At 71.6% G+C, this 19,214-nt stretch carries 18 protein-coding genes; 5 read left to right on the top strand and 13 right to left on the bottom strand.

Going from position 1 to position 19,214, the window contains the following annotated elements; all coding sequences use genetic code 11:
* Nucleotides 1-287: 287 nt before the first annotated feature.
* Genes ACPT94_RS39560 through afsQ1 form a run of 3 tightly spaced genes read right to left on the bottom strand, consistent with a single transcriptional unit; the run spans nt 288 to nt 3,129 of the window.
* Nucleotides 288-899: a hypothetical protein gene (locus tag ACPT94_RS39560; RefSeq protein WP_360334787.1), complete on the bottom strand. Its 612-nt coding sequence runs from the start codon at nt 897-899 to the stop codon at nt 288-290.
* Nucleotides 899-2,455: an ATP-binding protein gene (locus ACPT94_RS39555; RefSeq protein ID WP_360334784.1), complete on the bottom strand. Its 1,557-nt coding sequence runs from the start codon at nt 2,453-2,455 to the stop codon at nt 899-901. Before ACPT94_RS39555 ends, ACPT94_RS39560 begins: the two co-directional genes overlap by 1 nt.
* Nucleotides 2,452-3,129, bottom strand: a complete 678-nt coding sequence (gene afsQ1 / locus ACPT94_RS39550; protein ID WP_360334781.1) for a two-component system response regulator AfsQ1 — start codon at nt 3,127-3,129, stop codon at nt 2,452-2,454. The genes ACPT94_RS39555 and afsQ1 overlap by 4 nt, the downstream gene beginning before the upstream one ends.
* A gap of 288 nt (nt 3,130-3,417) precedes the next feature.
* On the opposite strand from afsQ1, the gene ACPT94_RS39545 reads away from it, so the two are divergent.
* Entirely contained in the window at nt 3,418-4,143 is a 726-nt protein-coding gene (locus tag ACPT94_RS39545; RefSeq protein WP_360334778.1) for a SigE family RNA polymerase sigma factor, read from the top strand.
* A gap of 225 nt (nt 4,144-4,368) precedes the next feature.
* Here the strand turns inward: ACPT94_RS39545 and ACPT94_RS39540 are convergent, their stop codons facing one another.
* Entirely contained in the window at nt 4,369-5,076 is a 708-nt protein-coding gene (locus ACPT94_RS39540) for a uridine kinase family protein (RefSeq protein WP_425247984.1), read from the bottom strand.
* A gap of 59 nt (nt 5,077-5,135) precedes the next feature.
* Between ACPT94_RS39540 and ACPT94_RS39535 the strand changes: the two genes are divergently transcribed.
* Nucleotides 5,136-5,534, top strand: a complete 399-nt coding sequence (locus tag ACPT94_RS39535; protein ID WP_360334772.1) for a hypothetical protein — start codon at nt 5,136-5,138, stop codon at nt 5,532-5,534.
* 76 nt (nt 5,535-5,610) lie between these two features.
* On the opposite strand, the gene ACPT94_RS39530 is transcribed toward ACPT94_RS39535, so the two are convergent.
* Genes ACPT94_RS39530 through deoC form a run of 3 tightly spaced genes read right to left on the bottom strand, consistent with a single transcriptional unit; the run spans nt 5,611 to nt 8,934 of the window.
* Entirely contained in the window at nt 5,611-6,537 is a 927-nt protein-coding gene (locus ACPT94_RS39530) for an aldehyde dehydrogenase family protein (protein WP_360334769.1), read from the bottom strand.
* On the bottom strand, nt 6,530-7,966 hold the full coding sequence (locus tag ACPT94_RS39525) for an aldehyde dehydrogenase family protein (protein WP_425247983.1): 1,437 nt from the start codon (nt 7,964-7,966) through the stop codon (nt 6,530-6,532). The genes ACPT94_RS39530 and ACPT94_RS39525 overlap by 8 nt, the downstream gene beginning before the upstream one ends.
* 5 nt (nt 7,967-7,971) lie before the next feature.
* A complete protein-coding gene (gene deoC / locus ACPT94_RS39520) occupies nt 7,972-8,934 on the bottom strand; it encodes a deoxyribose-phosphate aldolase (protein WP_360335202.1) in 963 nt (320 codons plus the stop codon).
* Nucleotides 8,935-9,069: 135 nt separating this feature from the next.
* On the opposite strand from deoC, the gene ACPT94_RS39515 reads away from it, so the two are divergent.
* Nucleotides 9,070-9,816, top strand: a complete 747-nt coding sequence (locus ACPT94_RS39515; protein WP_360334763.1) for a PH domain-containing protein — start codon at nt 9,070-9,072, stop codon at nt 9,814-9,816.
* Between the two features lie 220 nt (nt 9,817-10,036).
* On the opposite strand, the gene ACPT94_RS39510 is transcribed toward ACPT94_RS39515, so the two are convergent.
* The 4 genes from ACPT94_RS39510 to ACPT94_RS39495 all read right to left on the bottom strand — a co-directional run bounded on the left by ACPT94_RS39510 (nt 10,037) and on the right by ACPT94_RS39495 (nt 13,679).
* The gene (locus tag ACPT94_RS39510; protein ID WP_425245323.1) at nt 10,037-11,677 is read right to left on the bottom strand and encodes a phospho-sugar mutase; all 1,641 of its coding nucleotides are present in this window, start codon (nt 11,675-11,677) and stop codon (nt 10,037-10,039) included.
* Nucleotides 11,678-11,981: 304 nt separating this feature from the next.
* Complete coding sequence (locus ACPT94_RS39505) at nt 11,982-12,806, bottom strand: purine-nucleoside phosphorylase (protein ID WP_360334757.1); 825 nt, start codon at nt 12,804-12,806, stop codon at nt 11,982-11,984.
* Between the two features lie 102 nt (nt 12,807-12,908).
* Nucleotides 12,909-13,190: a type II toxin-antitoxin system RelE family toxin gene (locus ACPT94_RS39500; RefSeq protein WP_360334754.1), complete on the bottom strand. Its 282-nt coding sequence runs from the start codon at nt 13,188-13,190 to the stop codon at nt 12,909-12,911.
* A gap of 51 nt (nt 13,191-13,241) precedes the next feature.
* On the bottom strand, nt 13,242-13,679 hold the full coding sequence (locus ACPT94_RS39495) for a gamma-glutamylcyclotransferase family protein (RefSeq protein ID WP_425245322.1): 438 nt from the start codon (nt 13,677-13,679) through the stop codon (nt 13,242-13,244).
* A 118-nt stretch (nt 13,680-13,797) separates the two neighbouring features.
* Between ACPT94_RS39495 and ACPT94_RS39490 the strand changes: the two genes are divergently transcribed.
* Together ACPT94_RS39490 and ACPT94_RS39485 are read left to right on the top strand one after the other, a co-directional pair.
* Nucleotides 13,798-15,246, top strand: coding sequence for an NAD(P)H-quinone dehydrogenase (locus ACPT94_RS39490; RefSeq protein WP_360334748.1), 1,449 nt, complete (start codon nt 13,798-13,800; stop codon nt 15,244-15,246).
* A gap of 352 nt (nt 15,247-15,598) precedes the next feature.
* On the top strand, nt 15,599-16,564 hold the full coding sequence (locus ACPT94_RS39485; RefSeq protein WP_360350162.1) for a DeoR/GlpR family DNA-binding transcription regulator: 966 nt from the start codon (nt 15,599-15,601) through the stop codon (nt 16,562-16,564).
* A 176-nt stretch (nt 16,565-16,740) separates the two neighbouring features.
* On the opposite strand, the gene ACPT94_RS39480 is transcribed toward ACPT94_RS39485, so the two are convergent.
* Both ACPT94_RS39480 and ACPT94_RS39475 read right to left on the bottom strand, forming a co-directional pair.
* Complete coding sequence (locus tag ACPT94_RS39480; RefSeq protein WP_360350165.1) at nt 16,741-16,917, bottom strand: hypothetical protein; 177 nt, start codon at nt 16,915-16,917, stop codon at nt 16,741-16,743.
* A 169-nt stretch (nt 16,918-17,086) separates the two neighbouring features.
* Nucleotides 17,087-18,859: an acetyl/propionyl/methylcrotonyl-CoA carboxylase subunit alpha gene (locus tag ACPT94_RS39475; RefSeq protein ID WP_360350168.1), complete on the bottom strand. Its 1,773-nt coding sequence runs from the start codon at nt 18,857-18,859 to the stop codon at nt 17,087-17,089.
* Nucleotides 18,860-19,214: the final 355 nt, after the last annotated feature.

The following is a 19,214-nucleotide window of genomic DNA, read 5'->3' as shown; positions in this document are numbered from 1 at the left end:
GTCTTGGTGGGGGTTGGGGGCCTGGGCGCGGGGGGGGGGTGGGGGGGGCGGGGTCGTGGCGGTGCGGCGAGCCCGTCGCGTGTTGGGCGTACGGCTGCCTGCTGCCACAGTCCGACTTGGCTGTGACGAGCTGAGCGACAGGCTCCTGCCGCACCGCCACGACCCACTCCCGTGCCATGGCGACTGCGGGAGCGTCGTGGCTGCGCCGTCCCGGCCACGGCTCGCTCTCGCGGGAGGGCGGTTGCGGGTGTGTGGGGCTGTGCCGTGGCGGCCACGGCTCGGGGCGGTTACTCCTCTTTGACCTCTGTCGAGGGGGGTTCTTTGGTGCCTGGGCGGGAGCGGACCTCGTCCGTGCATTCGTAGCGGCGGGGGAGTTCTGTGGCGGGGCCGCCCAGGATGACCGAGCCGTCTCCCTCGGCTGCCGCCGAGTCGGAGAAGGTGCAGACGACCTGGGCCAGGGCGTACGAGGTCAGGTCGCCGGGGGAGGTGCTCAGGCGCAGGGTGTCGTCGGGGTCCTTGGGGGACGGGCCGCTCACCTTGAGGCCGCCGCGTACGTCCGTGGTGTAGCCGGCCTCCTTCTCGGACGCTGAGGGGGACTCGGCCAGTTCGTCGAGCAGACCCTGGGCCACGAGGACGCGTCGTTCGGAGTCCGCCGCTCCGTCCGGGACCGGGATCGCGCGGTCCACGGCGATCAGGGAGGAACCGCACAGGAGGAACACCCGCACCGGGACGCCCGGCGCGGTCTGGGTCGTCACGTTCGGTTCGGTGAGGGAGCAGCGCACCCGGGAGGGGGCGGGGCCGAAGTCGGTCGGTACCTCCGTCGCCCGGATACCGCAGCCGGTGAGTAAAGCGGCGAGGAGGGAGAGGGCCAGGAGGCGTACGGGTTTGCCGGGTGTCATCAGGTCTCCCCCTTGTCCTTCTTCGCGCCCTCTTCCGCCAGTTCCGAGGCGTCCCTCGGCAGGCGGAGAGTGAAGATCGCGCCTGACTCGGGAGAGTTGGCGGCCATGATCTCGCCGCCGTGGATGTGGGCGTTCTCCAGGGCGATGGAGAGGCCCAGGCCACTGCCCTCGGATCGGGGGCGGGAGGCGCTCGCCTTGTAGAAGCGGTCGAAGACGTGCGGGAGGACGTCCTCGGGGATGCCGGGGCCGTGGTCGCGTACGGCGATGACCACCTCGTCGGCCGACTCCCGCACCGACACCCGTACCGGCGAGCCGCCGTGCTTGAGGGCGTTGCCGATGAGGTTGGCGAGGATCACGTCCAGGCGGCGCGGGTCGAGGCGGGCGTGGATACCGCGCTCGGCGTCGAGTTCGACGGCGTCGAGCCAGGCGCGGGCGTCGATGCAGGCGGTGATCTGGTCGGCGACGTCGACGTCGTCCAGGACCAGGCGGGCGGTGCCGGCGTCGAAGCGGGTGACCTCCATCAGGTTCTCGACGAGGTCGTTCAGGCGCCGGGTCTCGGAGACCACCAGGCGTACGGCCGGCTCGATCATCGGGTCGATGCCGCCCGACTCCGCGTCCAGTTCCTCTTCGAGGACCTCGGTGACGGCCGTGATGGCGGTCAGGGGCGTGCGCAGCTCGTGGCTCATGTCCGCCACGAAGCGGCGGGAGGCCTCGTCGCGGGCCGCCATGTCCGCGACCCGTTTCTCCAGGGCTTCCGCCGTGCGGTTGAACGTGCGGGAGAGGTCCGCGAGTTCGTCCGTACCGGAGACGCGCAGACGGGTGTCGAGTTTGCCCTCGCCGAGCCGGCCGGCGGCCACTCCGAGGCGGTGCACCGGCTTCAGTACGGTCGTGGCGGCGGCCTGGGCGAGCAGTGCGGCCCCTATCAGGGCGAGGCCCGTGGCGATGCCCAGTGACCAGGCCAGGGAGTTGAGGTCCTTGGCCTCCGGTTCCAGGGACTTGCGCATGTAGCCCGTCGGGCCGCCGCCGATCACCTTCGTCCCGGCCACCAGGTACGGCGTCCCGTGGTCCACGACCCGCTGCCAGTACAGGTGGTACGGCGACTTGTTGCCGCTGGTGATGTCCTGTTCCTTGTTCACCGCCGTGCGCAGCGACTTGGGCACGTCCTGCAGGGAGAAGCCGTTCAGGCCGCCGGAGTTGCCGTACACCGTCCTGCCGGTGGAGTCCTCGGCGACCAGCAGGACGCTGAAGCGCTGGCTGCTGTTGGCCATCTGGCCGGCCGTGTGCTGCAGCTCGTCCTGCGAGGGGTGCTCGGGCAGCGAGCCGGCCCGGTTCTGCATCTCCTGCTCGAAGTCCCGTAGCACCGCACCCTGCGTACGCGTCAGCACGGCCTCGCGGTTGAGCCAGTACGCGATGCCGGACGCGGACACGGCGGCGGTCAGCGCCACCAGTCCGAAGACCACGACGAGCCGCAGTCGCAGGCTGGTGAAACGCAGCCGTGAGAGATGTCCCTTGCGCGCCGCGGACCAGCCGCGGAACCCCCCTTGCCCTGGTGTCACTGAGGGGCGTCCAGGCGGTAGCCGACTCCGCGCACGGTACGGATCAGGGTGGGGGAGGAGGGGATGTCCTCGACCTTGGCGCGCAGCCGCTGGACACAGGCGTCCACGAGACGAGAGTCGCCGAGGTAGTCGTGCTCCCAGACCAGGCGCAGCAGCTGCTGCCGGGACAGCGCCTGACCGGGGCGCCGGCTCAGTTCGAGCAGCAGGCGCAGCTCGGTCGGGGTGAGCTGGAGGTCCTCGCCGTTCTTCGTCACCGTCATCGCCGCGCGGTCGATGACGAGGCTGCCGAAGGTCGCCGAGTCGTTCGACTCGCGCTCCCCGCGCCGCAGCACGGCCCGGATCCGGGCGTCCAGCACCCGGCCCTGCACCGGCTTCACGACGTAGTCGTCGGCGCCGGACTCCAGCCCGACCACCACGTCGATGTCGTCGCTGCGCGCGGTGAGCAGGATGATCGGCAGCTGGTCGGTGCGCCGGATGCGCCGGCACACCTCGAAGCCGTCGATGCCGGGCAGCATCACGTCCAGAACGATCAGATCAGGCCGCTGCTCGCGCAGCAGCTTCAGACCGTCCTCACCGCTCGCAGCGGTCGCCACACGGTGTCCCTGGCGCGTCAGTGAGAGCTCCAGGGCCGTACGGATGGCGTCGTCGTCCTCGATCAGCAACAGGGAAGGCACGGGCTCATTCTGGCCCATGGAGGCGCTGTCGTTCGACCTGTGGGGCGGGCTCCTGTGCAAAGGGGAGTCCGCGCAGGTCATCGCGGGTGCGTGGGGCCGGTCGTAGCGCCGACGGCTGTGGACCCGCTGTGGTGTCGCCGTGACAGGGCCCTGTGACAGGTCTGTGACAGTCGACGGACACGGCGATGAAGTGGCGTGGGCAAGCTTTTCGGCACAGGCAAGGCAGCGACAACGCCGAGCCGGCCGCACCAGACCGAAACACCGGAAGTCCACGACGGGGGGCGCAAGATGAACACGCTGCACGGACTGAGCACCAGCGCAGTGGTCACGCGTCTGCACGACGTGCACCGGGGTTCCGAGAAGTCCGGTGCGGTGAGCGGGCGGGGGTGCGCTCGCGGCATCGGACGTCAGCACACCGTGTTCATGACGGTGGTTGACGAGGCTCACGGGGGATCCGCGTACAGGGAGGACACGGGGGAGCGCCGCTCGCTGTCGGAGGCGGAGTTCACCGCCTACGTCCAGGAGCGCCGCGCCTCCCTGTACGCCACCGCCTACCACCTCACCGGGGACCGCTTCGAGGCCGAGGACCTGCTGCAGAGCGCGCTGTTCTCGACCTACCGGGCCTGGGACCGGATCAGTGACAAGGCCGCGGTCGGCGGATACCTCCGCCGCACCATGACCAACCTGCACATCAGCGCCTGGCGGCGCCGCAAGCTGAACGAGTACCCGACCGAGGAACTGCCGGAGACGCCCGGCGACACGGACGCGATGCGCGGCACCGAGCTGCGCGCGGTCCTGTGGCAGGCGCTGGCCCGGCTGCCCGAGCTCCAGCGCACCATGCTGGTCCTGCGCTACTACGAGGGCCGCACGGACCCGGAGATCGCGGAGATCCTCGACATCAGTGTCGGCACGGTGAAGTCCAGCATCTGGCGGTCGCTCCGCCGGCTGCGTGAGGACGAGGTCCTCAGCTTCGGCCGTGACGAGGAGGACGCCTTCGGCGAGCTCGTCGCCTGAGGCTCACGGGGGAGCCGGCTCCGTTCAGGGAAGCCGGTGAACGGGGGAAACACGGGGGAGCGGTACCGGGGGGACCCAACGGGGGACGTTCGGGGGAGCGGTACCGCACACACCGTACGGGGGAAGCACCACCCGGGGGGGACGCGGGGAAACACGGGGGAGCACCGAAGGAGCGGGACTGGAGGGCCGGGGGGTCCGTCCAGTCCCGCTTCCGCGTGTACGGGTCTACACCGCCGTACGCGCCGTCGAGGCCCCGCGGCCGGCCGCCGCGGACGCCAGGCGGCCCATCGCCTCGTCGCGGTCGCAGGCGTACGCGCCGAGGGCGGTCTGGCGGGCGACGATGGAGCGTTCGGCGCGCATCAGGCGCCAGCCGCGGCGCAGCAGGAAGGGGACCGACTTGCGGCCCTCCTTCAGGTCCCGCAGGAAGCGGCGGCGGAAGGTGGTCACCGGGCCGCGGCTCAGGCACAGCGCGTCGGCCAGCACGCCCAGTTCCCGGCACCGGCCCACGATCTCGGCGGCGAAGATGCCCTCCGCGATGAACAGCGGGGTCCGCCCGACCTCGATCGCCTCCTCGCCGGTGCGGGCGCTGAGGGAGATGTCGTAGACGGGGACGTTCGTACGGCCCGTGCGGCACAGTTCGGTGATCGCGGTGATCGCCGCGTCCGCGTCCCAGGAGTCCGGGTGGTCCCAGTCGATGTCGGAGCTCCCCGCCACCAGCGGCAGCGTCGGGTCGTCGCCCTCCTTGTAGAAGTCGTCGAGCCGCAGCACCGGAAGGCCGGAGCGGGCCGCGAGAAGGGACTTGCCGGAGCCGGAAGGGCCGCAGAGCAGCACGACTCGCGCGGGTATGGGTGGTTGGGAACTCACGGGACACCAGTGTGCGGCATCGATCGGGCCGCGAACGACCCCATGGGGCGGCTTTGATGCGCGCGTCACATCTCAACTACCCTTCGTGTCGTACCGATCACGTACCGCACCAGAAAGTGGGCACCGCGATGGTCCGACACGACTCCGCCCCGACTCCGACCGGCCGGCGCGCCCTGATCGCCCTCGCGACGGCGGGAGTGGCGCTGGGCACGGGCGCGGGGACGGCCGCGGCCGACGCGGCACCGGCCCTGGACGTGACACGTCCCGCGTCACCCGGCGCCGTCGCCCGGCAGGCCGGCCCGCAGACGCCGACCGGCACCGTCGGCCACGTCACCGGGCCGGTGTCCCGCCTCAGGCCCAACCCGCTCGCGGGCACCGGTGTCGACCCGCTCGACAACGGAGTCGGCACCCAGGTCGCCGACTTCAAGCCGCTGACCTCGAAGGACCTGACCGGACCGGTGGCGCAGGCGGAGTCGGTGGGGGCGATTCCGGTGGTGGGGCGGGCGGCTTCGGCGCTGGGTGGCTGAGCGCTCCGATCGAACCGAGAGAGCCGCGCCGCCCCTGGACGGAGGGGAGACGCGGCTCTCGGACTGTGTGACGGGCTCAGTACGACGAGCCCGACGCGCCCAGCGACCCCGTCGGGTGCCAGACCGTCTTCGTCTCCAGGAACGCCGTCATGCGGTCGAGGCCGGGATCCGCGGACCAGTCGTCCACAGGCTGTGGACGAAGGACGCGCTTGAGGTTGTCCGCCGCGGCGATCTCCAGCTCCTTGGCGAGGACCTCGTCGGCGCCCGCGAGGTCGATCGCGTTGACGTCCTGGTGGGCGGCCAGGGGGGCCGCGATCTCCGCCGTGCGGCCGGAGAGGATGTTGACCACACCGCCGGGGAGGTCGGAGGTGGCCAGCACCTCGCCCAGGGACAGGGCCGGGAGCGGGGACCTCTCGCTCGCGATCACGATCGCCGTGTTGCCGGTCGCGATCACCGGGGCGACCACCGAGACCAGGCCCAGGAACGACGACTCCTGCGGAGCCACCACGGCCACCACACCGGTCGGCTCGGGGGACGACAGGTTGAAGTACGGGCCCGCCACCGGGTTGCCGCCGCCCACCACCTGGGCGATCTTGTCGGTCCAGCCCGCGTACCAGACCCAGCGGTCGACCGTCGCGTCCACCACCGCGGCCGCCTTGGACTTCGACAGGCCCTCCGCGTCCGCGACCTCGCGCGCGAACTGGTCGCGGCGGCCCTCCAGCATCTCCGCGACGCGGTAGAGGATCTGACCGCGGTTGTACGCCGTCGCGCCGGACCAGGCGCCGAACGCCTTGCGCGCGGCCACGACCGCGTCACGGGCGTCCTTGCGGGACGACTGCGGTGCGTTGGCCAGCCAGTCGCCCTTGCCCGCCGCGTCAGCGGCTGATGTCTTCGCCGTCACCTCGTACACCCGGCCGCTCTCGGAACGCGGGAACTTCCCGCCGATGTACAGCTTGTAGGTCTTGAAAACCCTGAGTCGCTGCTGTTCGGACTTCTCAGACATCGAGGTACGCCTCCAGGCCGTGGCGGCCGCCCTCGCGGCCGAAGCCCGACTCCTTGTAACCGCCGAAGGGCGAGGTCGGGTCGAACTTGTTGAACGTGTTGGACCAGACGACACCGGCCCGGAGCTTGCTCGCCACCGCGAGGATGCGGGAGCCCTTCTCCGTCCAGATGCCCGCCGACAGCCCGTACGGGGTGTTGTTGGCCTTGGCGACGGCCTCGTCCGGGGTGCGGAAGGTGAGGACCGACAGGACCGGGCCGAAGATCTCGTCGCGGGCGACGGTGTGCGCCTGGGTGACGTTCGTGAAGAGCGTCGGGGCGAACCAGTAGCCGGAGGTGGGCAGTTCGCAGGCCGGGGACCAGCGTTCGGCGCCCTCCGCCTCGCCCTGGTCGGCGAGGGCGCTGATGCGCGCGAGCTGTTCGGCGGAGTTGATCGCGCCGATGTCCGTGTTCTTGTCCAGCGGGTCGCCCAGGCGGAGCGTGGACAGACGGCGCTTCAGCGAGTCCAGCAGCTCGTCGTGGATCGACTCCTGCACCAGCAGACGGCTGCCGGCGCAGCAGACCTGGCCCTGGTTGAAGAAGATGCCGTTGACGATGCCCTCGACGGCCTGGTCGACGGGGGCGTCGTCGAAGACGATGTTGGCGCCCTTGCCGCCCAGTTCGAGCGTGAGCTTCTTGCGGGTGCCGGCGACCGTGCGGGCGATCTCCTTGCCGACGGCGGTGGAGCCGGTGAAGGCGACCTTGTTCACGTCCGGGTGGGCGACGAGCGCGGCGCCCGCGTCGCCGTAGCCGGGGAGGATGTTGACGACGCCCTTGGGGAGGCCCGCCTGACGGCAGATGTCCGCGAAGAAGAGGGCGGAGAGCGGGGTCGTCTCGGCCGGCTTCAGGACGACCGTGTTGCCGGTCGCCAGGGCCGGGGCGATCTTCCACGCCAGCATCAGCAGGGGGAAGTTCCAGGGGATGACCTGGCCCGCGACACCCAGCGGCCGGGGGTCGCGGCCGAAGCCGGCGTGGTCGAGCTTGTCGGCCCAGCCCGCGTAGTAGAAGAAGTGCGCGGCGACCAGGGGGAGGTCGGCGTCGCGCGTCTCCTTGATGGGCTTGCCGTTGTCGAGGGTCTCCAGGACGGCCAGCTCGCGGCTGCGCTCCTGGATGATGCGGGCGATACGGAAGAGGTACTTCGCGCGCTCGGAGCCGGGCAGCGCCGACCACTTCCCGAAGGCCTTGCGGGCGGCCCTGACCGCGCGGTCCACGTCCTCGGAACCGGCCTGCGCGACCTCCGACAGCACCTCCTCGGTGCTCGGCGAGACCGTCTTGAAGACCTTGCCGTCGGCCGCCTCGCTGAACTCGCCGTCGATGAACAGGCCGTAGGAGGGGGCGATGTCGACGACCGAGCGGGACTCGGGAGCCGGTGCGTATGCGAATGCCGATGCCATGGTGATCAGTCCACCGTCACGTAGTCGGGGCCGGAGTAGCGGCCGGTGGCCAGCTTCTGACGCTGCATCAGCAGGTCGTTCAGGAGGGAGGAGGCGCCGAAGCGGAACCAGTGGTTGTCCAGCCAGTCCTCGCCCACGGTCTCGTTGACCAGGACCAGGAACTTGATGGCGTCCTTGGAGGTGCGGATGCCGCCGGCCGGCTTCACGCCGACCTGTACCCCGGTCTGCGCGCGGAAGTCACGGACGGCTTCCAGCATCAGCAGGGTGTTCGCGGGTGTGGCGTTCACCGCCACCTTGCCGGTGGAGGTCTTGATGAAGTCGGCCCCCGCCAGCATGCCGAGCCAGCTCGCGCGCCGGATGTTGTCGTACGTCGAGAGCTCGCCGGTCTCGAAGATCACCTTCAGTCGGGCGGACGTGCCGCAGACCTCCCGCACGGCGACGATCTCGTCGTACACCTTCAGGTAGTTGCCCGCGAGGAACGCCCCGCGGTCGATGACCATGTCGACCTCGTCGGCGCCCGCGGCGACGGCCTCGCGGACGTCCGCGAGCTTGACGTCGAGGGCGGCGCGGCCGGCCGGGAACGCCGTGGCGACGGAGGCGACCTTGACGCCGGAGCCCGCGACGGCCGCCTTGGCGGTGGCGACCATGTCGGGATAGACGCAGACGGCAGCGGTCGTCGGCGTCGTACGGTCGGTCGGGTCGGGGTGGACGGCCTTCGCGCCGAGCGCCCGGACCTTGCCCGGGGTGTCCGCGCCTTCCAGCGTCGTCAGGTCGACCATCGAGATGGCGAGGTCGATGGCGTACGCCTTCGCGGTCGTCTTGATGGAACGGGTACCGAGGGATGCGGCGCGTGCCTCCAGGCCGACCGCGTCGACGCCGGGCAGCCCGTGGAGGAAGCGGCGCAGCGTGCTGTCGGACGTGGTGACGTCCGCGAGGGCGTGGGCCGCGGTGGGTGCATTGGTGGGCATGGTCACCAGACGAGCATATCTACGCGCGTAGCGGCTGTACACCCCGACGGCTGCCCTTCGACAGGAGCGGGGACGGATCCCCCACGGGGACGGGCGGGTCGGCCCGGCGTCGCGGGCTGCGGCAGAATCGGGACCATGACGAGCCCGGAAGACCAGTCACCAGCACCGCAGCCCCCGGCCCCCGAGTCCAAGGACCGCATCTACCGGTCGCCCGCGGGCATGGCCGGCGGCGTGCTGCTGCTCGCGCTCGTCGGCTGGCTCGGCATCGACGCGATCGTCGCGGGGGACGGGCGCACGCCCTGGCTCGCGCTCGCGACGCTGATCCTGCTGGTGCCGCTGATCGTCGCGTTCACGCTGCGGCCGGCCGTGTTCGCGGGACAGGACCGGCTGCGGGTGCGCAATCCCTTCCGGGTGATCGTGCTGCCCTGGGGGCAGGTCGCCTCGCTGCGGTCCGGCTACACCAACGACGCCGTCGCCACCTCGGGGAAGAAGTACCAGCTGTGGTCGATCCCCGTCTCGCTGCGGGCGCGCAAGAAGGCGGTCCGGCAGGAGACCCGGATCGAGGCGGAGCGGGCCGCCGAGCGGCAGGGGGGCAGTGGCCGGGGAGCCAGGGGACGCGGTGGCCGGGGGGCCGGGGGACTCGGCGGGTTCGGCGGCCTCGGAGGCTTCGGGAGCCCTGGTTCCGCCTCGGGCGCCGCGCTCCCGGAGGGGCCGGTGCGGGCCGAGAGCGACAAGATCATGCATGAGCTGCGAGAGCTGTGGGAGGTGCGGCAGAAGGAGGAGAGCGCGCAGGGAGAGGTGACCGTGCGGTGGGCGTGGGAGATCGTGGGGCCGGCGGTCGCGGGAGCTGTGGTGCTGGGGATCTTGCTGGCTGTGGGGTGAGGTGGGGGCGCCGGGACCCGGAGCTGCGGGGGCGGCGGGCTTGTGCCGGACGCCGGGGCCGCCGGAGGAATGTGTCCGGGGCTGGGTGGGCTGCGGTTCCGGGAGCCGTACATACCTGAGCTGCCCACAGGCCGCAGACCCACCGAACGCCCGCCGTCCCGCGCGATCACCCGGTGGGGGTGCCACCCGCCGTCGGCCGGAGGCACCCCTCGCGTACGCCTCAGATACCGGCGGCCGCCGCCAGGTCCCGCTTGACGGCCGCGAGCAGCTCGGCCGCCCTCGCCCGGGCCGCCGGGAGACCGTCGTGCGAGGCGACCGGCACGACGACTTCCAGGTAGCACTTCAGCTTCGGCTCCGTACCGCTGGGCCGGACGATGACGCGCGCGCCGTCGAGGGTGTAGCGCAGGCCGTCCGTGGGCGGGAGCTGGTCGGTGCCCCGGGTCAGGTCCTCGGCGCGGGTGATGGCGAGACCGGCGAGCTCGGTCGGCGGCTGTTCGCGCAGCCGTCGCATGGCGGCGGCGATGACGGAGAGGTCCTCCACCCGCACCGAGAGCTGGTCGGTGGCGTGCAGGCCGTGCTCGACGGCGAGATCGTCGAGCAGGTCGAGCAGGGTGCGGCCCTGCTCCCTCTGCTGGGAGGCGAGCTCGGTGATCAGCAGGGCGGCCGTGATGCCGTCCTTGTCGCGCACGCCCTCGGGGTCGACGCAGTAGCCGAGCGCCTCCTCGTAGCCGTAGCGCAGGCCGTCGACGCGGGCGATCCACTTGAAGCCGGTGAGGGTCTCCTCGTAGGGCAGCCCGGCCTTCTCGGCGATACGGCCGAGGAGGGAGGAGGAGACGATCGACTCGGCGAAGGTGCCGCGCGCCCCGCGCTGGACGAGATGGGCCGCGAGCAGCGCGCCGACCTCGTCACCGCGCAGCATCCGCCATTCCCCGCCGTCCTTGACGGCCACGGCACAGCGGTCGGCGTCCGGGTCGTTGGCGATGACCAGGTCGGGGTCGGTCGCACGGGCCTTCGCGAAGGCGAGGTCCATGGCGCCGGGCTCTTCCGGGTTCGGGAAGGCGACGGTCGGGAAGTCCGGGTCGGGTTCCGCCTGCTCGGCGACGAGCGCGGGCTCCGGGAACCCGGCACGGGCGAACGCGGCGAGCAGGACGTCCTTGCCGACGCCGTGCATCGCCGTGTAGACGGTGCGGGCGGTGCGCGGGGAGCCCTCCGCCAGTACGGCGTCGGTGCGGGCGAGGTAGGCCTCGAGGACGGACTCGTCCAGGAGCTCCCAGCCGGTGGTGGGCCGCGGGACGTCGTCGAGGGACCGTACGGCCGCGATCTCGGCGGCGATCTCCGCGTCCGCCGGCGGGACGATCTGCGAGCCGTCGCCCAGGTACACCTTGTAGCCGTTGTCCCGGGGCGGGTTGTGGCTGGCGGTGACCTCGACGCCGGCGACCGCGCCCAGGTGCCTGATGGCGTACGCCAGGACGGGGGTCGGCAGCGGGCGGGGCAGCACGGCCGCGCGCAGGCCCGCGCCCGTCATCACGGAGGCCGTGTCCTGGGCGAACTCCGCGGACTTGTGGCGGGCGTCGTACCCGATGACGACCAGGCCGTCCTGCCCGCCCTTCGCCTTGAGGTACGCGGCCAGGCCGGCGGCGGCGCGGATCACGACGGCACGGTTCATGCGCATCGGGCCGGCGCCGAGCTCGCCCCGGAGGCCGGCGGTGCCGAACTGCAGGGTGCCGGAGAAGCGGGCGGCGAGTTCGGCGCGGTCGCCGGCGTCGAGGAGCTTCGCGAGTTCCTCGCGGGTGTCCGGGTCGGGGTCCTCGGCCAGCCAGGACTGGGCGCGGACGAGGAGATCGTCGAGATCGTGGTGCACGGTCGGTCAACCTCTCGTGAGTGTGGTGAGTTTCCTCGCCCCCGCCGCCCCTACCCTTCCCGCCCCCGGGGGCTGCACCCCCGGACCCCCGCTTCGGCCCTGGACGGGCCTCGTTCTCAAGAAAACGCGTTCTCAAGAAAACGCCGGACAGGCTCGATCGCCCGGCCGGCGCTCGAAAGCCGATGCCGGACGGGGTGGTCCGGGGTGGTTGGTTGTGGTGCTTCCTGACCGACCGAGTCGGGTGGTGGGCGCAGGCGGGGGCCAGGGGGCGGAGCCCCCTGGCGGGGTCGTGGGGGCAGAGGCCCTACAGGCGGCCCAGCACCTGCGCCAGCAGGGACCCCATCCGCGTCGCGCTGTCCCGCCCCGCCTGGAGGACCTCTTCGTGGTTCAGCGGCTCACCGGTCATGCCGGCGGCGAGGTTGGTGACGAGGGAGATGCCCAGCACCTCCGCACCGGCCTCCCGTGCGGCGATCGCCTCGAGGACGGTCGACATCCCCACCAGGTCGGCACCGATCACCCGGGCCATCCGGATCTCCGCCGGGGTCTCGTAGTGCGGGCCGGGGAACTGCGCGTACACCCCCTCCTCCAGCGTGGCGTCGATCTCCTTGCACAGCGTCCGCAGCCGCGGCGAGTACAGATCGGTGAGGTCGACGAAGTTCGCGCCGACGATCGGCGAGGTCGCCGTGAGGTTGATGTGGTCGCTGATCAGGACCGGCTGCCCGGGCCGCATGCCCTCACGCAGACCCCCGCAGCCGTTGGTCAGCACGATCGTCTTGCTGCCGGCCGCCACCGCCGTACGGACGCCGTGCGCGACGGCGGCCACACCACGGCCCTCGTAGTAGTGCGTGCGGCCCAGGAAGACCAGCGCGCGCTTCTCGCCGATCTTGTACGAGCGGATCTTGCCGCCGTGCCCCTCGACCGCCGGCGGCGGGAAACCGGGCAGCTCGGTGACCTGGAACTCGGCGTCGGGCGCGCCCAGTGCGTCCACGGCCGGGGCCCAGCCCGAGCCCATCACGAGGGCGACGTCGTGGGTCTCGGCGCCCGTCAGTTCGCGCAGTCGCGCGGCGGCGGCGTCGGCGGCGGCGTACGGGTCGCCCTGGATGTCGTCCGGGAGAAGAGATGCGTTCACGCCGATGAGGGTAGCCGGTCTCTGCCTACGCGCGTAGATGCCGGAGCCCACGGGATGGCGATCGTTGTCTTGTCGTTTCCAACCAGGGGCGGAGGCCGGGCGTCACTCGCCCGTGACGAAGATGTCCTTGTCGTTGAAGACTTCGATGATGAAGATCAGCAGTCGGCCCACGCTGACCGTGTACTCGATGAGGATGTTCTGCGTCAGCCGGATGGTCCGGTCGTCCCCGGTGGAGCTTATCGGCCGGGACAGGTCCGGGAAGGGGTCGGCGGCCAGCATCGTGATGCCCTTGTCGAAGGCGGCGCGCTGCTGCTCGTCGAGTCGGTCCCGTGCCGCTGCCGCCTGCTCGGTGTAGTAGACCGTGTACGCGGTCCTGCCGGTCATCGCGCCCTCCCGTCCGTGTGTCGGTCCCGACCAAGTCTAGGTCGGGTGCCTTCAGCAGGGACGCTTCCGTAGCTCCATCACGTAATCGTGTGGTGCTCCGGCCGACTCCGCCGCGTCCGCGACCTCTCCGAGGTACCGGGCCGACGGCAGGCCGCCCTCGTAGCTGTTCAGGACGTACACCCAGGCGGCCGTCTCGCCGTCCAGGGTGTGCACCCGTACCCGGAGCCGGCGGTAGATGCCGAGGCCGACGCCCTCCCAGCGGTCCAGCGAGTCCTCGTCCATCGGCGCGAGGTCGTACAGCGCGACGAAGACCTGGGAGAGGGGGTCCTCCACGAGCGTCGCCAGGGCGCCCTCCCAGCCCATGTGCTCGCCGCCGAAGGTGAGCCGCCAGCCGTTCAGCCAGCCCGTCGCGCGCAACGGCGAGTGCGGGGCGCGGCGGGTCATCAGCCGCGCGTCGAGGTTGCCGGCGTACGCGGCGTAGAGCGACATGCGACGAGGGTACGGCAGCTCGAACGGACGTCACTTGCGTCGTCCGGCGTCGCTGCGGCACCTGGCGGTACCGCCGCCCGGCCCCCCGAGGCAGTCGTACGTTGAAGCGTGCGGGACAATGGGGTACGTGACTCGGATCGTGATCATCGGTGGCGGACCCGGCGGCTACGAAGCGGCGCTGGTGGCCGCGCAGCTCGGCGCGGAGGTGACCGTCGTCGACTGCGACGGTCTGGGCGGGGCGTCGGTGCTGACCGACTGCGTGCCGTCGAAGACCCTGATCGCCACGGCAGAGGTGATGACCACCTTCGACTCCTCCTACGAGGAGCTGGGGATCATCGTCGCCGACGACACCCCGCCGCTGGAGCAGGCCGCCCGGGTGGTCGGCGTGGACCTCGACAAGGTCAACCGACGGGTGAAGCGGCTCGCGCTCGCCCAGTCGCACGACATCACCGCCTCCGTCACCCGCGCGGGCGCCCGTGTCCTGCGCGGCCGGGGCCGGCTGGAGGGCATGCAGGCCCTCGACGGCTCCCGCAAGGTCGTGGTCACCGCCGCCGACGGCACCGAGGAGACCCTCGTCGCCGACGCCGTCCTCCTCGCCACCGGCGGTCACCCCCGCGAGCTGCCCGACGCCCAGCCCGACGGCGAGCGCATCCTCAACTGGACCCAGGTCTACGACCTCCGTGAGCTGCCCGAGGAGCTCATCGTGGTCGGGTCGGGTGTGACGGGCGCCGAGTTCGCCGGCGCCTACCAGGCCCTCGGCTCCAAGGTCACCCTCGTGTCGTCCCGTGACCGCGTGCTGCCGGGCGAGGACCCGGACGCCGCCGCCGTCCTCGAGGACGTCTTCCGGCGTCGCGGTATGAACGTCATGGCCCGCTCGCGCGCCCAGTCCGCCAAGCGCGTCGGCGACCGCGTCGAGGTCACCCTCGCCGACGGCCGTGTCATCACCGGCTCGCACTGCCTGATGGCCGTGGGCGCCGTCCCGAACAGCGCGGGCCTCGGCCTGGAGGAGGCGGGCGTCCGGGTCCGCGAGTCCGGGCACATCTGGACCGACAAGGTCTCCCGGACGACGGCCCCCGGCGTGTACGCGGCCGGTGACGTGACCGGTGTCTTCGCCCTCGCCTCCGTCGCCGCCATGCAGGGCCGTATCGCCATGTACCACTTCCTCGGCGACGCGGTGGCCCCGCTCAACCTCAAGACCGTCTCCTCCAACGTCTTCACCGACCCCGAGATCGCCACCGTCGGCTACACCCAGGCCGACGTGGACGCGGGCAAGATCGACGCGCGGGTGGTCAAGCTGCCCCTCCTGCGCAACCCGCGCGCGAAGATGCAGGGCATCCGCGACGGCTTCGTCAAGATCTTCTGCCGGCCGGGCACCGGGATCGTCGTCGGCGGTGTAGTCGTCGCGCCGCGCGCCTCGGAACTGATCCACCCCATCTCGATCGCCGTCGACAACAATCTGACGGTCGAACAGATCGCGAACGCCTTCACCGTGTACCCGTCCCTTTCGGGCTCGATCGCCGAGGTGGCACGGCAGTTGCACACGAGGAAGTCGGGCGGCGAGCTCTAGGGCCGGTTGCGAAAGTGGCGTCGTCGCCCGAAGGGCGGCCGCGCGGCGTCCGGTGCGTGCTCTCGGCGTGCCGCCCGGAAGCCCTCGTACTGGGCGTACTCGGGCTTTCGGGCGGTGCGGCGAGAGTGCGTGCCGGGCGTCGGGCGGCAGGCGCCACTTTCGCAACAGGCCCTAGCCCTCTCGGGCGGCCGGCGGCAACTTCCCGCTGGTCACGGGGAGTTGTGGCCCGTGCGGGTGGCATAGGCGCCGGAACTAGGCTCCTATACCACCTCGCGCCCCACTGTGCGAACAACTTCTGCTATTCGGCGCAAAGAGCTGAAAGCAGACGGTCGCCCGCGTTACTGTCAGTTTCGTGTTCGCTGCAGAACGTCGCCAATTGATCCTCGAAATGGTGCGAGCGAACGGGGCCGTGTCGCTCCGTGAGCTCGCCCGCGTCGTCCAGACCTCCGAAGTGACCGTACGGCGGGACGTGCGCGCACTGGAGGCAGAAGGACTCCTCGACCGCCGGCACGGCGGTGCGGTACTGCCGGGCGGTTTCACGCGGGAGTCCGGCTTTCCGCAGAAGTCCCATCTCGCGACCGCCGAGAAGACCGCCATCGCCGACCTCGCCGCCAACTTCGTGGAAGAGGGCGAGGCCATCGTGGTCGGGGCGGGTACCACCACCCAGGAGCTGGCCCGCCGGCTCGCCCGGGTGCCCGGCCTCACGGTCGTCACCAACTCCCTGTTGGTCGCCCAGGCGCTGGCCCACGCCAACCGGGTGGAGGTCGTGATGACCGGCGGCACCCTCAGAGGCTCCAACTACGCCCTCGTCGGCAGCGGAGCCGAACAGTCCCTCCAGGGCCTGCGCGTCTCCCGGGCCTTCCTCTCCGGAAGCGGACTGACCGCCGAACGCGGCCTGTCCACGTCCAACATGCTCTCCGCATCGGTCGACCGGGCCCTCGTGCAGGCCGCCGCCGAGGTCGTCGTCCTCGCCGACCACACCAAGCTCGGCACCGACACGATGTTCCAGACCGTCCCGACCGACGTCATCACCCGCCTGGTCACGGACGAGCCGCCCGCCCACGACGACCGCGCCCAGACCGAGCTGCAGGCCCTGGCGGACCAGGGGGTGCAGATCGCCGTGGCCGGGGCGCAGGGAAACCCGGGGGGTGAAGCGGTCCCGGCGCGCCGCCAGCAGCAGCGCCGGGACGTGCCTCTCCCGGCCCCCCGCCGCGGCCAGGTCCCGGGCGCCTCGGCAGGCCTGCGCGCCGCCACGGTCCTCGGCGAACAGCCCCCGGGCGGGGAGCGGGCCCGGGTGGCCGACCTCCGCCGCCGCTGAGCCCGCCGCCGGCACCCCGTACCGGTGCGACGGCGACCCCGAGCGACCAACCTGCGCCCTGTGGCCGACGTGCTGGTGAGGACCGTACGCAGGCCTCATGCGGTGGGCGCGCGGGCCGTACCGTCGCCCCAGGGGCGGCGAAGCCGTCCGACGGGACGCCCGGGGACGCCACGGAGTCAGCGGGGCGGACGTGCGGCGGGTGAGTCCGTCGCCGTCATGGCGCGCTCCTCGAAGCCGGGCCCCTGGAAGCCGGGCCCTTGGGGGACAGCCGCCCTCGGCACCGGGCGGCCGCCGATCACCGCGACCCCGCCCGTCGACGTGGCCGGGTTCGTCTCCGGCCCGTAGCCCGGCATCCCCCGATCTCCTTCGCCCTGCCTGCCACCACCGGATGCGACCCCGCGGGTCTGGTGATCACCCGGCACGCTTCCGGCCGGCCGCGCGCCGCGCACAACGGGCGAGGCGCCCGGCGGGCCGTTGCTCCAGCCCGCCGAGCGCCTCGACGCCGTATTCGATCCCGGTGTGTCAGTCCTTGATCTCGCAGATCGCCGCGCCGGACGTGATCGACGCGCCCACCTCCGCGGACAGGCCCTTGATCGTGCCGGAGCGGTGCGCGTTCAGCGGCTGCTCCATCTTCATGGCCTCCAGGACGACGATCAGGTCGCCCTCCTGGACCTCCTGGCCCTCCTCGACGGCGACCTTGACGATCGTGCCCTGCATCGGGGAGGCGAGGGTGTCGCCCGAGGCGACGGGGCCGGACTTCTTCGCCGCGCGGCGCTTGGGCTTGGCGCCCGCCGCGAGGCCGGTGCGGGCCAGCGACATGCCGAGGGAGGACGGCAGGGAGACCTCGAGACGCTTGCCGCCGACCTCGACGACGACCGTCTCGCGGCCGGGCTCCTCGTCCGTCTCCGCGTCGGCGGGGGCGGTGAAGGGCTTGATCTCGTTGACGAACTCGGTCTCGATCCAGCGGGTGTGGACCGTGAACGGGTCGGTGGAGCCGGTCAGCTCGGGGGCGAACGCCGGGTCGGTGACGACCGCGCGGTGGAACGGGATCGCCGTGGCCATGCCCTCGACCTGGAACTCGGCCAGGGCCCGAGAGGCCCGCTGCAGGGCCTCCTTACGGGTGCGGCCGGTGACGATCAGCTTCGCCAGCAGGGAGTCCCAGGCCGGACCGATGACCGAGCCCGACTCCACACCCGCGTCTAGGCGCACGCCCGGGCCGGACGGCGCGTCGAACGTGGTGACCGTGCCGGGGGCGGGGAGGAAGTTGCGGCCCGGGTCCTCGCCGTTGATGCGGAACTCGAAGGAGTGGCCGCGCAGCGGCGGGTCGTCGTAGCCGAGTTCCTCGCCGTCGGCGATGCGGAACATCTCGCGCACCAGGTCGATGCCGGCGACCTCCTCGGTGACCGGGTGCTCGACCTGGAGACGGGTGTTGACCTCGAGGAACGAGATCGTGCCGTCGTTGCCGACGAGGAACTCCACCGTGCCGGCGCCGACGTAGCCGGCCTCCTTCAGGATGGCCTTGGAGGAGGAGTACAGCTCCGCGACCTGCTCGTCGGACAGGAACGGCGCCGGGGCCTCCTCGACCAGCTTCTGGTGGCGGCGCTGCAGCGAGCAGTCACGGGTGGAGACGACCACCACGTTGCCGTGGCTGTCGGCCAGGCACTGGGTCTCCACGTGCCGCGGCTTGTCCAGGTAGCGCTCGACGAAGCACTCGCCCCGGCCGAAGGCGGCGACGGCCTCGCGCACCGCGGAGTCGTACAGCTCGGGGACCTCTTCGAGGGTGCGGGCCACCTTCAGACCGCGCCCGCCGCCACCGAAGGCGGCCTTGATCGCGATCGGCAGGCCGTGCTCCTTGGCGAAGGCCACGACCTCCTCGGCGCCGGACACCGGGTCGGGCGTACCGGCCACCAGGGGCGCGCCCGCGCGCTGGGCGATGTGGCGGGCCGCCACCTTGTCGCCGAGGTCGCGGATGGCCTGCGGGGGCGGGCCGATCCAGATCAGGCCCGCGTCCAGCACCGCCTGGGCGAATTCGGCGTTCTCCGAGAGGAAGCCGTAGCCGGGGTGGATGGCGTCCGCGCCCGACTCACGCGCGGCGTTCAGCACCTTCTCGATGTCGAGATAGCTGGTGCCCGGCGTGTCACCGCCCAGGGCGAACGCCTCATCCGCGGCGCGGACATGCAGAGCGTCCCGATCCGGGTCTGCGTACACGGCAACGCTCGCGATACCGGCATCCCGGCATGCCCGGGCCACGCGGACTGCGATTTCGCCACGGTTGGCGATGAGCACCTTGCGCACGATTGAGGCTCCCTCCTTGAAACAAGCCGAGTTTAGGGACTGCCGACACGGCACTTCGACCCGTCCCCAAAGGTGAGCTTGCCCACACGGAGCGTGATGCGAGGCTCACTCGACCGCGAAATCCCTTGTAGTACCGCCGTACGCAGCACTCCTCCCGGAAACCCTAGCCCTCCACTGTGGTCAAGGTCTCTGTGAAGGCGTGCTGCGGCCCACTCTGTTTCTTTGTGGAGTCCCTACGAATGGCCCAACGATTCTTTGCTGCGGCCGGAACCCTTGTCCCGGGGTTTACCCGTTAGTAGCGTTCACGATGTCTCGAACGTACTTGAGGTAACAGCAGTCCTGCTCGGGGCTGGGT

The organism is Streptomyces aurantiaciflavus (genome assembly GCF_049808595.1).
Classification (GTDB): domain Bacteria; phylum Actinomycetota; class Actinomycetes; order Streptomycetales; family Streptomycetaceae; genus Streptomyces.
This window is presented reverse-complemented; position numbering and strand designations above follow the sequence as displayed.